A 14,699-nucleotide genomic window follows, 5' to 3' on the forward strand; every position below is an offset into this window, starting at 1 on the left:
CTGTGAAGTCGAGTCAACAGTTTTCGTCGCACAATTGAAAATGTTGTGATCGGTCCCGCTCATCACGATACCCACGCCCGAGATCCGGATTGAACCAAGCCATTACCGACAAAATCTGGCGGCACTGTATCAACATCTCCCGGATAGCCTTGAGGTTCAACGAAATTCGGATGTGAATCAACAGATCCCGTTAAAGCAAATCGATTTTGTGTATGTGGACAGTTGTACGCGCGTGTTTGTGAACGATAAGGAGTTAGGGTAATGAAAATGTTGTGGAGGATGAGTGTTCCCTTACTAATAGGGTCAGTGACGGGGTGTGATGACGGACAAAAAGCGCAGGATGCTGCGCAGTTACGCGAAACTTCAATGGCGAATATGGTGTCAATTCCCGGCGGGCGTTTTCAGATGGGGGATTTTGGACCGTTAGTGGAAGATAAACTGCCGTATAGTCTTGACCCGTCGACCCGACCGTTACACTGGGTTTCATTGCACGATTTTAAGATGGGCAAATACCGGGTCACTTGGGGGGAGTTTAATCGTTGGCTCGATTTGCAAGGGCGTGATAAAACAGATTACTACTTAGATGTATTGAATAACCCATATATCAAAAAGGATGAATTAGGTGATAATTATCCTGCGTTAGTATCGTGGCAAGAGGCGAAAGACTATTGTCAATGGATCGGAGAATTAAGTGGCAAAAAAACCGACTTACCGACCGAAGCGCAGTGGGAGTATGCCGCCCGCAGTGGCGGGCAATTTTTGATTTTCGGTAACAGCGATAATAAGTTGTATCATGATGGAGACTCCAAACAAAACTTTACTATTTGGCCTGCTCCTGTAGGGAGTTTTGCCCCCAACCCTATCGGGCTGTATGACATGATGGGCAATGGAACGGATTGGGTCAACGATTGGTATAGTGACGATTATTATCAACATTCCCCTGAAGAAAATCCGCAAGGACCGGAAACCGAAACGAAGAAAGCCTTCCGCGGTTATCGTGGCAGTGTTGACGGCACATTGACGATAACTCGAGGAGGTAGGCTCCCTGATCATGAATTTGGTGAAGGGTTTCGGTGTGTTGAAAACCCTTAAATAGGTTAAGTACCCGGCTCTGTAGTCGCATAATTATAAATGTTGGGACCCGCCCCGTTTATCACGATACCCACGCCCGAGATCCGGATTGAACCAAGCCATTACCGACAAAACTTAACGGCGTTGTATCAGCAACTACCCAACAGTCTTGAGGTACAGCAAAATGTGGATGTGAATCAGCAGACACCGCTAAAACAAGTCGATTTTATCTATGTGGACAGTTGTACCCGCGTGTTTGTGAACGATAAGGAGTTAGGATAATGAAGATGTTGTGGTGTTTAAGTGTGCCCTTGCTGATAGGGTCACTGGTGGGGTGTGATAACACCCCTACCGCAGAACAACAAAAACAAGCTCAACAACTGGTCAATGATACTTTAAATAATATGGTGTTTGTTGAGGGCGGAACTTTTTTAATGGGAGATTTTGGTGGTAAAGATGGTGTTTCAACCCTCTATTACAGTCCACGTAAAGATAATAAATTTACCCACAACGTAACCCTCGATAGTTTCAGTATCTCAAAAAGTAAAGTTTCCTGGGGAGAATATCTATTATGGATAGATTTAACAAATAAGCCGTTACCTAAAAGTTATATTGCAATAAAAGAGTGGACACGGTATCCCCCCGCTAAAGAGTTTATTAAAGATAATTATTTAGCCTCCGTTGGTTGGCAAGACGCTAAAGATTATTGCCAATGGATTGGGCAACAAAGTGGTTTACCAGTTGACTTACCTACAGAAGCGCAATGGGAGTATGCGGCTCGTAGTCAAGGTCAATTTTTACGTTATTCAACGGATAATGGTCAATTTGGTACTTTCGTTGATCCTTCCTCCGAACCGTATATTGTACTAAATAAACGTAAACCAAACCCCCTAGGATTATATGATATGCTAGGCAATGGTTGGGATTGGACCAATGACTGGTACGATGAAAACTACTATTCAGTATCTCCCGAAAAAAATCCGCAAGGCCCTCAATCGGGTACGACCAAAGTAACTCGAGGCTCTGCGGGTACCAATTTTATGGATAACCAGAATATTGAACGCTATGCTATGCCTCCTGTATTAACAGAGATAATGAGCACAGGGCGAGGTTTTCGCTGTGCAATCCAATCCCCAACACCTATTTCAATCACTGAAAATTATAACCAATAATTAATATTAGAATACTAAGTTAATATATTTTTAATATCACAACCTACCTATTACTATTTAAAATCTTATGACTAAAAATATTATTTTACTAGGTGATAAAACCAGTCATGGTGGCACCGTTATTACCGCAACTTCCGATATTGTTATTAATGGAAAAAGAGCAGCTAAAGTAGGTGACTTAGTTAGTTGCCCCAAAAAAGGTCATGGCACTAATGCCATTATTGAAGGCGCTACAGAATTTACATGTAAAGGTATTCCTGTTGCCGTGGATGGAAGCAAAACTGAGTGCGGTTGTTATCTCATTACCAGTATTACTGACTTTAATTTAGGATAATTATGTCTTGGAATAAAAAAGCATCGCTACAAGTACCTAAACCTCAAAAGCCTCCTTACGTTAAATGGATTATAGCGTTAGGTTTAACATTATTTTTTCTATTTTATTCACTCTATTTTAACGCTCAAAAAGACATTCTTGATACAGGTAGAGGAAAGATTATCACAATCCTTGTGGCTACAGCCCCGTTCATTACTATTTTAAGTGTATTCTTTGTAAAAATTATTTTTTATTTTAAATTAAAAAATAATTATGAATTTTTAGAAAATGAAAAAAAATATGCTGATAAAAAATGGGAGGAATGGGGTTCAAGAGCAATTAGCATATTAGACTCCGTTATTTTACTTCCAGATAGAATCACATTACCCTATATTTTAAAACATCAGAGTTCACATATCGCAAGCTACCAACTACCAAAGAGAATTGATTATTTACCTGAAGATAAATCTCCGTGTTTTATTTTACTAAGGACACTGCAAGATAAGATTCTTGAGGTCAGTACCAAATACCCTTTCTCTGTTCACTATTTAACAAATCAAGACCACAACACATCAAGAAAAGAATTCGAATATTCATGGGAAAAATTATTTCATACCCCACCACCACACAATGTAAATTTCACCCATGAACTAGATTACAACTACATCGAAGATACTGTAAGAAACAATGAAGACCTAATCCAACTGGTACTCATTGAGCAGGCTTATAACCAAAATCAATCTGCCGCGTTTGCAGCGTTTATTTTTACTTCCGATGAAGTCGCTTTGGCATATCAACTCAATACGATTGCTAATGTAAAAAGACCGATGCCAATCACAATCGATGAAGATAAACAGAATGCCATCCATCTATTTACTGAAATACAGACTGAATCAAAAAATACGTTTCTTTGTTTTTCTGACAATAAATGCCAAAACGATTTAATCGGCGCGATTTTCAGTGCCTCTGAGGTACTCCCTAAAATAGAACCCAATAAGTTACTTAACTTAGAATTTTTTATTGGTCCAGTAGGCGAATTTTCAAGTTGGTTAAATTTAGCCATCGCCATTGACTATGTTGCTCAATCCAAGAACTCAGCTTTAACACTTTCTCAAGATAATCAATCAATGTTTATTGGAACTATTACTTCGAGTCCATCGATATGAATATAAAATTGAATAAACCCGTAGTGAAGACATTTTCTTTCTTCATTTTTGTTGTCTTACTATGCCTTTGTGTTTGGTTCTATGGTGAACACTTTTACCTAGAAACAAAATTCAAAAAGTACATTACGATCGGTATTATTATTTCTTTTAGTATTATTTATAGTGCCGTTCGATGGGGATTTCATCACAAAAAAATAGCAGAGCACCGTGAGGAAAATAAAGACACGGGTACTTATCCAGATAAAGACAAAAAATCCATCCTCAATAACCAGAATTTATCCCCCATATTAGTCACCCTAAAATCCCAATACGGCACTTTCTGGCATTCCAAAGTCTCTATTCAACTCCTCCTCGGCTCCCACTCTGCCGTCGAAAAACTCGCTCCTAGCCTGACGCAAGAAATCTGGCAAGAGTGTGATGGAACCCTACTTATCTACGGTGGTGACATAGGGAGTTCCATAAATTCAGAGCGACTAGAAACCCTCAAACACCTGCGCCGACGTCGTCCGCTCGATGGCGTGATTTGGGTGACTGAAAACAGCATGTCGTCACAGCTTTTAGACAACAACGTCACGTTCACTAACCTCAATACCGCAACAGCCCACAATGCAGGGCGTGCTATCCAAAACCTCTTCCAAGAATTAGGTTGGCGTGCGCCAGTTTGGGTATGGAGTGTCAGTGACCAACAATCCCTCAGCGCGGTTGAAACGCCCTCTATCCTCTGCATGACAGAGCAAAATATGCCAGCCGAGGCGCTATCGCCTAGCTTATTAAGCCTGATCCCCGCGCTCGTTATCAACGGAACTCAAGCGTTACTTCGCGAGCAGAAACATACCTATCTGCTTGCTTTTGCTAAATTTTTACAAAACGGTGGCAGCCAACAGCTCGCTACCGCATTAGCCCCACTCAACACTCAATTACGTACGCTGCCTTTTTCCGGCATCGCATTTAGCCCTTCTATCAATCCGTTAAATCAGCAACGTTTACCCAATAGTTGGCACCCTGATACCCGCTGGAAAAGCTGGTTGAATGTACAATCTGAACTGGCATCCGGTTTACAGCCTGCCTCTTTAGGCTTTGACAAAAAACGTCTCGTTCAATACGGTGCTGCCACCGCCATGACCTTGTGGGGCGCAGGCATGATTGTCTCTTACTTCGCCAATCGCCAGCTTATCGAAGAGAGCTACCAAAGCGCGAGCGTCGCTGCTAACGCCCAATTACCAGAAACTGAACGCCTCAAAGCTCAGTATGATTTTCAGCAAACCCTAGGCTTACTCAATCATCGCGAACAAACTTCGGTGCCTTTCTGGCTTCATTTTGGGCTAAACAGTAATCAGCCATTATTAGCTCATTTATGGCCGCTATATCAACAAACGGTATTACCGCCTTTGCGTGATACCATTGCTCAACAGTTGACTCAACAATTACAAGCCTATGCCCAGCTTTCCCCTAACAGTGATGACCGTCGTCAAGCCACCCAAGGGGCGTATCAAAGCCTAAAAACCTACTTAATGATGAGTACCCCTGAGCGTATGGATCCCGCGTTTTTTACTGATAGCGTGCTCACTACCCTCCCCGTTCCTCAAGGAATGAACGAAGGCGAATGGCAAACCCTCGGCAAAGAATTACTGATGTTCTATGCCGAGCAGCTACCGAAGCATTCTGAATGGCAATTAACTGCCAACAATAACCTGATTAATCAAAGCCGTACTTTACTCATCAGGCAAATTGGTCAGCGCAGTGAAAGCGCAACGCTGTATCAAGAAGTGCTACTACAAGCGCAACATCAGTTCCCAGATATGACCTTAGACGATATGACCGGCGATACCGATGCCAGATTTTTATTCACCACCGATGAGTTTGTGTCGGGAATTTTTACCCGCAAAGCGTGGGAAGAATCTATTCAACCCGCCATCAAAAAAGTGGTTGAATCCCGCCGCAATGAAATTGATTGGGTATTGAGTGATAGCCAGCATGAACTTAGCCAAGATATTTCGCCGGATGTACTCAAGCAGCAGCTTACTGAACGCTATTTTGCTGATTTTTCTGATAGCTGGTTAAACTTCCTCAATAGCCTGCAATGGCGCCATACTGAAAGTTTGTCCGATACTATCGACCAGTTATCCTTGATGAGCGATGTGCGCCAATCACCCGTCATTGCGTTGATGAATACCGTGGCTTATCAAGGGAAAACCGGACGCCAGCAAGAAAAACTCGCCGATTCTTTTATGAACTCCGCGAAAGACCTGCTCAATAAAGAACAGAAACCGATAATTAGTCAGAAAGCCGACTTTACGGGGCCGCTTGAAGACACCTTTGCCCCTATTCTGAATTTTGTGGACCCACAAGCCGCCACGCAAACAAGCGATAACCTTAGTCTGCAAGCCTATCTCACCCGCATAACCCGTGTGCGATTAAAACTTCAGCAAGTGGTTAATGCACCGGATCCGCAAGCGATGTCTCAATCCTTCGCGCAAAGTATTTTAGAAGGTAAAAATGTCGATTTCGCCGAAGCGCGGGATATGGGTAGTTTGATTGCCGCCAGCTTTGGGCAAGAGTGGCAAAGCTTTGGGGATGCGCTGTTAGTCGAGCCGATGACTCAAGCGTGGCAGCAATTACTCACACCAACCGCCCAAGGCATTAATAGCGAATGGCAAAATGCCATTGTCAGTGAATGGAACAACGCTTTCGGCGGGCGCTATCCACTGAAAAACACCCAAAGCGATATTTCCTTACCGTTGATGGCGCAATATCTGCGCCCCGATAATGGTCGGATCCAACGTTTCTTAGAAACTCGCTTGCAAGGCGTGTTACGTAAAGAGGGCAACCATTGGGTACCCAATAGCACCAATGCCCAAGGCTTACGCTTTAACCCTGCCTTTTTAACCGCGCTAAATACCCTGACAGAGTTAGGCGATGTGGCCTTCGCGAACGGGGAAGCACGTCTCTATTTTGAAATGCGTCCGGGTACCAGTAAAAATGTGATGCAAACCATATTGGTGATCGATAAACAAAATCTCACTTACGATAACCAATTCCCTGAATGGCAACGCTTTGTTTGGCCTGCCGACACCGTCGCATCTGGGGCATCATTAACGTGGATGACCACGTCTTCGGGCACCCGACTCTATGGCGATCATCGTGGTGTGTGGGGTCTGATCCGTCTACTCGAAACGGCCAACGTCGCGCCTTACGCGGGCAGCACCAGCAGCTATACCGTTTCGTGGGTAACACCGGATGGTATCTCGCTGAATTACCAACTGCGCACCGAAATGGGTCAAGGCCCGCTGGCGCTATTAAAACTGCGCAATTTCGTTCTACCTGAAAAAATCTTTTTGGATTAGCCATCGATAGGACATCACCTATGCCATTATTAACTGCCTTGCGCACCGCTTGCTTTACTGGAAATCCGCTTGCCGCAAACCTGCTTGTTGAGCAACAAGTGGCACTATGGGAGCGCTGGCTACTGCCCATTACCGCCGAAAATCCAATGGGGGATGACCCCGGTTATGACGATGACTTCGAACGTATGAAAGAAGAAGTCAACAAACTCTCGGGGTCAGACACGGAGTTAATTTGCGCCCTTGCCGAGAACCTCCTGACCAACGTCTGCAAAGATGCGCGAGTTATCACTTACTATATTTGGGCGCGTTTGCATCGTGAAGGGGAAACGGGATTAGCCGATGGACTAGGTCTACTCGCAGGATTACTGCATCGCTACCATGACAGCTTACTACCTTCGCGTCCAAATAGCCGAAAAGCCGCCATCGAATGGCTGGCAGGTCAACGTGTCCTCGACAGCTTATCTCTCTACCCTGAGGTGGATAGCAACGAGTTTTCGCGTATTGTGGCGCTACTTAGCGCGATAGTGGATGAGTTTAATACATGGGATGAAGCAAGCCGCCCTAACCTTGCGCCCCTCTTACGCGCCTTAGAAAATCGACTCGCCCAATCGGGTGGGGCTGATAGCGTCATCCCGCAAAATATCAAAGCGTCTGAAAATGTCGCGACAAAGCAAATTGCCTCGGGGATCAGCCCTATCGCCCCCATCCAATCGGGTCGCGAACTGCTCGACCAAGCCAAAGTGCTTGCTAATTATCTACGTAATCAACCGAATGGCTGGCTGTCAGGCCATCGACTGATGAAATCTGTCCGTTGGGATACCCTGCACCAATCGCCACCACAAAATCAGCATGGTTGCACGCGTTTAGCCCCGCCACGCTCAGATGCGAAAGCCCAATTAAAACGCTTATATCTGCAACAAAATTGGTTAGAACTCACCGAACAAGCCGACCGCCTATTTGCCGAAGGCGTTAACCATTTTTGGTTAGATGTTCAATGGTACTTACATCAAGCACTCAGTAAATCTCCCACGCCTTGGAATGGTTGGGCAGACGTTATTGCCTCGGATTTAAAGCAATTCTTATTGCGCCTACCGGGGTTAGAAAATCTCGCATGGGAAGATGGCACCCCCTTTGCTGATGAAGTGACCCTCGCATGGATCAAACAACAGATTCTGGAAGATAACATTCAGTCTCTACACTCTATGCCAGTTCACGGCACGGATGACGATGATAATGGCTCGATATTTGCCTTAGAACAAGAAGCATTAACGCAAGCCGATACCGAAGGGGTAGAAGCCGCCTTAGCATGGTTAATGTCTCGTCCGAATATTCAGACCACCCGCCAAAAATGGCTATTGCAATTGGTAATGGCAAGAGTGGCGGAGCAGTTTGCCCGTCATGATTTGGCGCTGAACTTATTGCGTGAATTAGATAATCGCGCTGAGCACATGCAACTGGCTGATTGGGAGCCGCATTCCCTGTTTGAAGTCAAAGCCCGCCAATTACAACTTCTGCGAGGTAAAGCACAACGTAACACACCGGATAAAGCCGAGTTACATCACCAAATGTCTGAATTATTGGCTCAATTGACTCGCTTAGATCCTGTCCGAGCATTGGTGCTCTACCCTTAAATTAATCAGTGAGAGTGATACGAATGGATGATTTAACCCTTCGCTATTATGATGCAGAAATGCGCTATCTACGCGAAGCTGCGAAAGAGTTCGCCCAAGCTCACCCCGACCGGGCGGCACTATTAGATTTAGACAAAGCCGGCATTCCCGATCCTTTTGTTGAGCGATTATTTGAAGGTTTTGCCTTTTCGATGGGGCAACTGCGCCAAAAAATTGATGATGATTTACCGGAATTAACGGAAGGATTGGTCAGCCTACTTTGGCCTCATTACTTACAAACCATCCCTTCCCTGTCCGTGGTTGAACTTGCACCCGATATTCACGATATGAAATTATCGTCGGTGATCCCAGCCAATTTTGAAGTGCTTTCACGCCCGATTGGCGAGAAGAAAACCGTTTGTCGTTACCGCACCACGCGGGATTTAACCTTAAACCCCATTGCACTATCCACAGTGAATTTAACCACTGAGCCTGATGGACGTTCCGTGATCCGATTACGCTTCGATTGTGCAAAACTGGTCGATTGGAAACAGAGCCCTCTTGGTGCCATTTCCTTTTATTTGGCGGGTGACGTCCCGACCACTTACGCCCTGCATCTCGCTCTCACCAAACACGTCGCAGCGACCTATATCCGTTTACCATCATCCCCTGACCGTATTCGTTTACCGTTGTGGTTTTCCCCCGGGGGATTTGCTGAAGAAGATCAACTGTGGCCCAAAGGAGATAGTACTTTTAGTGGCTACCAGTTGTTACTGGAGTATTTTTCTTTTCGCGAAAAGTTTTTCTTCGTCAATTTAAACGGACTTGGCGAAATTCAATTACCCGAAGGATTAAGTCACTTTGAGCTGGAGATTGTGCTCGATACCTTGTGGGATAGTGACATTCCATTAAGTCGCGATAACCTAAAATTGCACAGCGTTCCGGTGATCAACTTATTCAATATTGAAGCGGATCCTCTTACCGTTAACGGGTTAGAAAGTGAATATTTACTACGTCCCCGCCGCCTACAAGATGGACACACTGAAATTTACGCTGTCGATACGGTTCATGGCACAAGGCGAGGTGAACACATTCACTATGTCCCATTCAGCAGCTTTCGCCATCGAGGCGGCATGTTGCGCCGCAATGCACCAGAACACTACTACCACACTCGCGTTAAGCGCGGCGTCAGTGGGTTGCATGATACATGGCTGATTTTAGGGGGCGAGCGCGAGCAGCCAACCGCCGCTCTGGAAAGTGAAACCTTATCTTTGCAATTAACTGGCACTAACGGGCAACTTCCGCGCAAAGCGCTGCAAAGTACATTGCTAGACAGAACCGAAGAAACACAACAAACCCAGCTGCAAGTTCGCAACTTATGCAAACCAACCCTGCCTTGCTATCCCCCAGCCGAAGACCGTTTCCATTGGCGCGTTCTCAGCCACCTTGGTGCTAGTTTCCTCAATATGATGGACAACGTAGAAGTATTACGCGGCACATTGGCGCTCTATGACTGGCGAGAAGATGATTTAAACAGCCGCAAACTCGATGCCATGATCCACGTTGAACAACACCTTATCGAGCGCTTCGAAAAAGGCTTTTTACAGCGCGGTATTGCCATCGATATCACCCTCGATAGCAACGGATTTAACGGTGAAGGTGATATTCATCTCTTTGGCGAAATGCTCAACCGCTTTTTCGCACTGTACACCGACGTGCATCTATTTAACCAACTGACTCTCCATATTTTACCAACAGGAAATAGCCTCACATGGACAGAGAATCATCCTCAGTAAATCAGCTTTTTGATGCACTAGGGGAGCGTCTACCACTGGTTAACTTCTATCGGTTTTGCCAACTGCTAGAACAGAGTAATAAACAGCGCCCGCCACTTGGTAGCACCCAAGACCCGAAAACAGATATTATCCGGTTTCGTCCCCATCGTGGGATGGGTTTTCCTGTCACCGAAATTAAAGGTATCGACATTGAAGACCGCTACCGAGATAGCAATACGCCAAGTATTCGAACCACCTTTTTAGGGTTATATGGTGTCACATCGCCGTTACCCACCGCCTACCTCGATGACATCGCGCAACAACGGGAAGGAACCGAATCGCTCACGGATTTTCTGGATATTTTTAACCATCGACTCACCACGCAGTTTTACCGTATTTGGCGAAAATATTCCTATCCAGCAACCTTTTCCGCAGGTGGCGAAGATGAAACTTCTCAGTATTTATATGGCTTAATTGGCTTGGGGATCCCTGGCACCGCCCAACATGTGCAAGCGCCTTTATCCCGATTTCTCGCCTTACTGGGTACGTTACGTTTTCCAACCCGCACCGCAGAAGGTGTTGCGTCTCTCGTTAAATTACTGGCACCTGAGACTCGCGTGAAAATCAAACCCCATGACCCGCGGCGCATCGAGCAAGCGACTCAAACGGGGTTATCGTGCAGAACACCGATGACCTTAACCAACAAACCCGTTTTAGGTCAGTATTCTACCGATGTAAACAGCCAAATTTTGATTACCTTACAGACAGATAACTTTGATGAAGCCCGAAATTGGCTGCCTGACGGACAACTGTATCAAGATTTAATGGCACTGTTGCATGTCTACCTAGGGTCAAGAGTCAATGCCCGTCTTTGTCTCAAATTACCCAGAAAGTTGCTCCCTAACGCGACGTTAAGCACTCAATCTCACCAAGGTGTTCAGCTGGGACGTACTGCTGCAATGGGTGCATTGGCGCCTAATGCCGCTCCCCGAGAACACATTATTACCTTAAATTTAGGGCGCTATCAGCGATTATCGGTAGCATCACACTCTACGCCGCCCTCACATTACGCTAATTATCGATTCTAATTCTGGGACTCCCCTATGAAACACATCCCTTTATTGCCATTTTGTGGCAAAACATTGGTGCTTCTGACTGCATTAAACCTCACCGGATGCGGGCTCACTCAAATGGTCAGTGATGGCACTCGCAGTGCAGCAAACGCGATATTTTATAAGCAAGTGAAAGTCGTCCATCTTGATTTCGTGGCGCGTGAAGCACTCAATACCGATGATACAGGCGCATCGCTATCCACCATCATTCGCGTATATCAATTAAAAGATACAGAAAGCTTTGATGAGAGTGATTACGCGTCGTTGTTTGCCAAAGATAGCCAAGTACTAAAATCCTCTCTCGTGGTCCAAAAAGATTTACGTATTCGCCCAGGTGAGTCGATTTCCCTCGATATGCCCCTTGAAGACGGCGCTGAATTTGTTGCCGTCGCCGTGATGTTCCATCACCCTGACCTTATTACCGACGACTGGCGCGTGGTGATCCCCAAAAAGCGGTTACTACCGGATGACCCACGCTTACTCACCCTCGCGGATAACTCCATGACCTTAAAACCACTCGGAGAAAAATAGCATGTCCCAACCTTCATTATATGAAATGTTGACGGGGTATTTTGCGGGTGGATTGGATATTGATGCTATCCCAGAACATGACCAAGTGATGGTGTCTGTGATGGACAATATTCGCCGCATTCTCAACGCCAGAGCGGGCAGTATCGAGCACCTTCCCGACTACGGGCTACCTGATATGAGTAAAATGATCCAAGGTCTCCCCGGCACCGCTCACAATATGATGACCATTTTATCGGCAACGTTACTCAAGTATGAGCCTCGCATCAAATCACTCTCTTTAGTGTTATTACCGCAAAACAGCTTTGGGGCGCTCCATTATGCCCTTGAGGTTGAATTACATGAGCAAGGTTTGATCCGCTATGGTACTGAGTTTATGCCGGATGGGCGCATTCTCGTCCATCATCTAAAAAAACAATTCGATACGATTTAAACCGACGACAGCGTGAGAAGACTATGAACCCAGATTTAAACACATTGCGCCTTGGTGGCGACCCGCGCACGCTGGCTGATTTTGCCGCGCTCAAAGAAGAATTAAATAAACGCTTTCACCCCGCCCGCCCAGATGTCGACTGGGCGCGTGCCCATGGACTTTGTTTGTCCTTATTCAACCAAAACGGTGCTGATTTACAAACTTGCGCATGGTTTACCCTGATCCGCCAGCATCAAAATGGCATCGCGGGATTAAACGAAGGCTTATCTTTACTCCAACATTTACTAAGCCGCCACTGGCAAGGATTATGGCCACAACAGACCCATGCCCGGGTTGAGATCCTCGCAACGCTGAGCCAACAATTGATGACTGGGTTACGCGCCCATGCGCCTGTTTATGCAGACCTGCCAGCACTGTATCAAACTGAAGCGACCCTCGGCCAAATCGGTCAGTTGCTGCAAACATTAGAGCTCAAACACCTCACTCAGCTGGAGCGACTGCAAAACTTGCTCACCACTCAAGCCAAGCAGCTCGAAAATACCGATGTTCCTGATAGTGGCTTTATTCCACCAACGCCGCTCCAATTGCCAAAAACTGCACCATCATCATTTCATGCCCGTACCGCCGCAACGCCAATTTCCATCAAGGCCAATGCCACTATCAGCGCACCGACACCGACCAAGCCTTCTTACCGCAAAGGCATTTGTGTGGGTCTGGCTTTCGGTATTGTGCTCACAGGCGCGCTGAGTGCAGGAACTTTGTATATGTTACACCCGCAAATCAATAACCACGTTTTAGCGCAAGCTCTCCCACAACTCCCTGACTTTACGCCGAATATCGCCTCAATTCTTGAGCAACAATTACAACCTAATGCCGCTCAACCCAATAGTTTTTCTCCTGAAAAACTCAAGATAATCGATAACTACCTCGTGGAATTAGAGTCCGTCTCCCCAATTTGGTCTCAGCAGTATGGATTAAGCATGGTGAGTTACCTCACGAAACAATACGGTGAACGTCAAGAAGTCAGCGCATTTAATGATAAATGGCAGCAAAATATGCAAATTAATGCGTTATCTAACGATAAATTACAACAATGGTCTGAAGGGATGGCCGAGTTAAATAATCTCAGTACGCGCTTAGACAGTCTCGATGGTAAACCTCGCAGCTATATCACGGGGTCTGAATTAAAAACCATTATTTTCAATGCCCGCCAGCATTTTAATCAAAGCGTTCCGTTAGAAGAAGAATTGCGTCGCCTTGAGCAACTTCAAACCCAAGGCTCCGTTCCTGAGTCTGAATACCAACGGATTGATAACCATTTTAAACAGCTACTGAATCGCTATGCGTTGATAAAACAAAGCGAAAAATAAACCTATTTATTCCTAAGCAATACCTGTATGGAGCACCTTATTCGTGCTCCATTTTTTTTCAGTGATATACTCGTTTTAAATTAACATGATAATTATTTTTCAAGGAATACCCCATGCTTCGCTGTGCTGCTCGCATCACCCACCAGCTACGTCATGCATTTCATTCTCGACCACGCTTTTTGGTCTCGCTTATTGTTGCTTTCATCACTTTCTTCGCTTTATTTCAAACTCAAAGTCTAATTATTAACTTAATTATCAGTTGGAACGCATTTGCGTGGTGCTATTTGCTGTTTCTGTTCCAGAGAATTATTAGCCACAATGTGAAAGACATTCGTAAGCTGACGAAAATTGAAGATGAAAGCGCGAGCATGGTAATATTTTTCTTGATGTCAGGCTGCTGCGTCAGTTTATTAGCCTTATTCTTTGCCTTGGGTGGACACAGTGATATTCCGAAAGCCGATAAAATTTACTCTTATATTTTAACTGCCTCGACATTGATATCCTCTTGGCTGCTCTTACCCACCGGCTTTACCATGCACTATGCCCATCTCTATTACGGTAATAGTGAAAATGAAAAACCGTGGCTAATTTTCCCCGATAAAATCACCCAACCGAGCTATTCGGATTTTATGTATTTTTCATTCACCATTGCCGTCGCCTCACAAACGGCCGATGTGGAAGTTGCCTCAACCCCTATGCGACGTGCGGTATTACTCCAATCTGTTATTTCATTTGTCTTTAATATGGCAATTTTAGGGTTGTGTATTAATATTTCTGCCAGCTTCTTTTAAAGGGTAAATACCCT

At 45.3% G+C, this 14,699-nt stretch carries 13 protein-coding genes; all 13 read left to right on the top strand.

Annotated features, from left to right (window positions below; all coding sequences use genetic code 11):
- Window positions 1-261 precede the first annotated feature (261 nt).
- The 13 genes from QS795_RS10310 to QS795_RS10370 all read left to right on the top strand — a co-directional run bounded on the left by QS795_RS10310 (window position 262) and on the right by QS795_RS10370 (window position 14,685).
- Window positions 262-1,092: a formylglycine-generating enzyme family protein gene (locus QS795_RS10310; RefSeq protein WP_286268593.1), complete on the top strand. Its 831-nt coding sequence runs from the start codon at window positions 262-264 to the stop codon at window positions 1,090-1,092.
- 39 nt (window positions 1,093-1,131) lie between these two features.
- Complete coding sequence (locus QS795_RS10315) at window positions 1,132-1,353, top strand: hypothetical protein (RefSeq protein ID WP_286268595.1); 222 nt, start codon at window positions 1,132-1,134, stop codon at window positions 1,351-1,353.
- On the top strand, window positions 1,353-2,243 hold the full coding sequence (locus tag QS795_RS10320) for a formylglycine-generating enzyme family protein (RefSeq protein WP_318626462.1): 891 nt from the start codon (window positions 1,353-1,355) through the stop codon (window positions 2,241-2,243). The genes QS795_RS10315 and QS795_RS10320 overlap by 1 nt, the downstream gene beginning before the upstream one ends.
- A gap of 67 nt (window positions 2,244-2,310) precedes the next feature.
- The gene (locus QS795_RS10325) at window positions 2,311-2,577 is read left to right on the top strand and encodes a PAAR domain-containing protein (protein WP_286268598.1); all 267 of its coding nucleotides are present in this window, start codon (window positions 2,311-2,313) and stop codon (window positions 2,575-2,577) included.
- A gap of 2 nt (window positions 2,578-2,579) precedes the next feature.
- Window positions 2,580-3,722, top strand: coding sequence for a hypothetical protein (locus QS795_RS10330; RefSeq protein WP_318626463.1), 1,143 nt, complete (start codon window positions 2,580-2,582; stop codon window positions 3,720-3,722).
- A 23-nt stretch (window positions 3,723-3,745) separates the two neighbouring features.
- Window positions 3,746-7,066 (top strand): ImcF-related family protein, encoded by a 3,321-nt coding sequence (locus QS795_RS10335; protein WP_318626464.1) that lies wholly within the window; start codon window positions 3,746-3,748, stop codon window positions 7,064-7,066.
- A gap of 20 nt (window positions 7,067-7,086) precedes the next feature.
- Window positions 7,087-8,697, top strand: coding sequence for a type VI secretion system protein TssA (tssA, locus tag QS795_RS10340; RefSeq protein WP_286268603.1), 1,611 nt, complete (start codon window positions 7,087-7,089; stop codon window positions 8,695-8,697).
- A 23-nt stretch (window positions 8,698-8,720) separates the two neighbouring features.
- Window positions 8,721-10,472: a type VI secretion system baseplate subunit TssF gene (gene tssF, locus QS795_RS10345; RefSeq protein WP_154639286.1), complete on the top strand. Its 1,752-nt coding sequence runs from the start codon at window positions 8,721-8,723 to the stop codon at window positions 10,470-10,472.
- Window positions 10,448-11,539, top strand: a complete 1,092-nt coding sequence (gene tssG, locus QS795_RS10350) for a type VI secretion system baseplate subunit TssG (RefSeq protein ID WP_286268607.1) — start codon at window positions 10,448-10,450, stop codon at window positions 11,537-11,539. The genes tssF and tssG overlap by 25 nt, the downstream gene beginning before the upstream one ends.
- Window positions 11,540-11,554: 15 nt before the next feature.
- Entirely contained in the window at window positions 11,555-12,094 is a 540-nt protein-coding gene (gene tssJ / locus QS795_RS10355; protein ID WP_181477283.1) for a type VI secretion system lipoprotein TssJ, read from the top strand.
- 1 nt (window position 12,095) lies between these two features.
- Complete coding sequence (gene tssE, locus QS795_RS10360; protein WP_004912512.1) at window positions 12,096-12,524, top strand: type VI secretion system baseplate subunit TssE; 429 nt, start codon at window positions 12,096-12,098, stop codon at window positions 12,522-12,524.
- Window positions 12,525-12,547: 23 nt separating this feature from the next.
- Entirely contained in the window at window positions 12,548-13,894 is a 1,347-nt protein-coding gene (locus QS795_RS10365) for a VasL domain-containing protein (RefSeq protein ID WP_286268608.1), read from the top strand.
- A 113-nt stretch (window positions 13,895-14,007) separates the two neighbouring features.
- Window positions 14,008-14,685 (top strand): DUF1345 domain-containing protein, encoded by a 678-nt coding sequence (locus QS795_RS10370; protein ID WP_036952946.1) that lies wholly within the window; start codon window positions 14,008-14,010, stop codon window positions 14,683-14,685.
- Window positions 14,686-14,699: the final 14 nt, after the last annotated feature.

Source organism: Providencia zhijiangensis, from assembly GCF_030315915.2.
In the GTDB taxonomy this organism is placed as follows: Bacteria; Pseudomonadota; Gammaproteobacteria; order Enterobacterales; family Enterobacteriaceae; genus Providencia; species Providencia zhijiangensis.

Excerpts from the sequence above, each read along its gene's own strand:
- QS795_RS10310 (WP_286268593.1), top strand. The coding sequence starts at position 262 with ATGAAAATGTTGTGGAGGATGAGTGTTCCCTTACTAATAGGGTCAGTG.
- QS795_RS10315 (WP_286268595.1), top strand. The coding sequence starts at position 1,132 with ATGTTGGGACCCGCCCCGTTTATCACGATACCCACGCCCGAGATCCGG.
- QS795_RS10320 (WP_318626462.1), top strand. The coding sequence starts at position 1,353 with ATGAAGATGTTGTGGTGTTTAAGTGTGCCCTTGCTGATAGGGTCACTG.
- QS795_RS10325 (WP_286268598.1), top strand. The coding sequence starts at position 2,311 with ATGACTAAAAATATTATTTTACTAGGTGATAAAACCAGTCATGGTGGC.
- QS795_RS10330 (WP_318626463.1), top strand. The coding sequence starts at position 2,580 with ATGTCTTGGAATAAAAAAGCATCGCTACAAGTACCTAAACCTCAAAAG.
- tssA (WP_286268603.1), top strand. The coding sequence starts at position 7,087 with ATGCCATTATTAACTGCCTTGCGCACCGCTTGCTTTACTGGAAATCCG.
- tssF (WP_154639286.1), top strand. The coding sequence starts at position 8,721 with ATGGATGATTTAACCCTTCGCTATTATGATGCAGAAATGCGCTATCTA.
- tssG (WP_286268607.1), top strand. The coding sequence starts at position 10,448 with ATGGACAGAGAATCATCCTCAGTAAATCAGCTTTTTGATGCACTAGGG.
- tssJ (WP_181477283.1), top strand. The coding sequence starts at position 11,555 with ATGAAACACATCCCTTTATTGCCATTTTGTGGCAAAACATTGGTGCTT.
- tssE (WP_004912512.1), top strand. The coding sequence starts at position 12,096 with ATGTCCCAACCTTCATTATATGAAATGTTGACGGGGTATTTTGCGGGT.
- QS795_RS10365 (WP_286268608.1), top strand. The coding sequence starts at position 12,548 with ATGAACCCAGATTTAAACACATTGCGCCTTGGTGGCGACCCGCGCACG.
- QS795_RS10370 (WP_036952946.1), top strand. The coding sequence starts at position 14,008 with ATGCTTCGCTGTGCTGCTCGCATCACCCACCAGCTACGTCATGCATTT.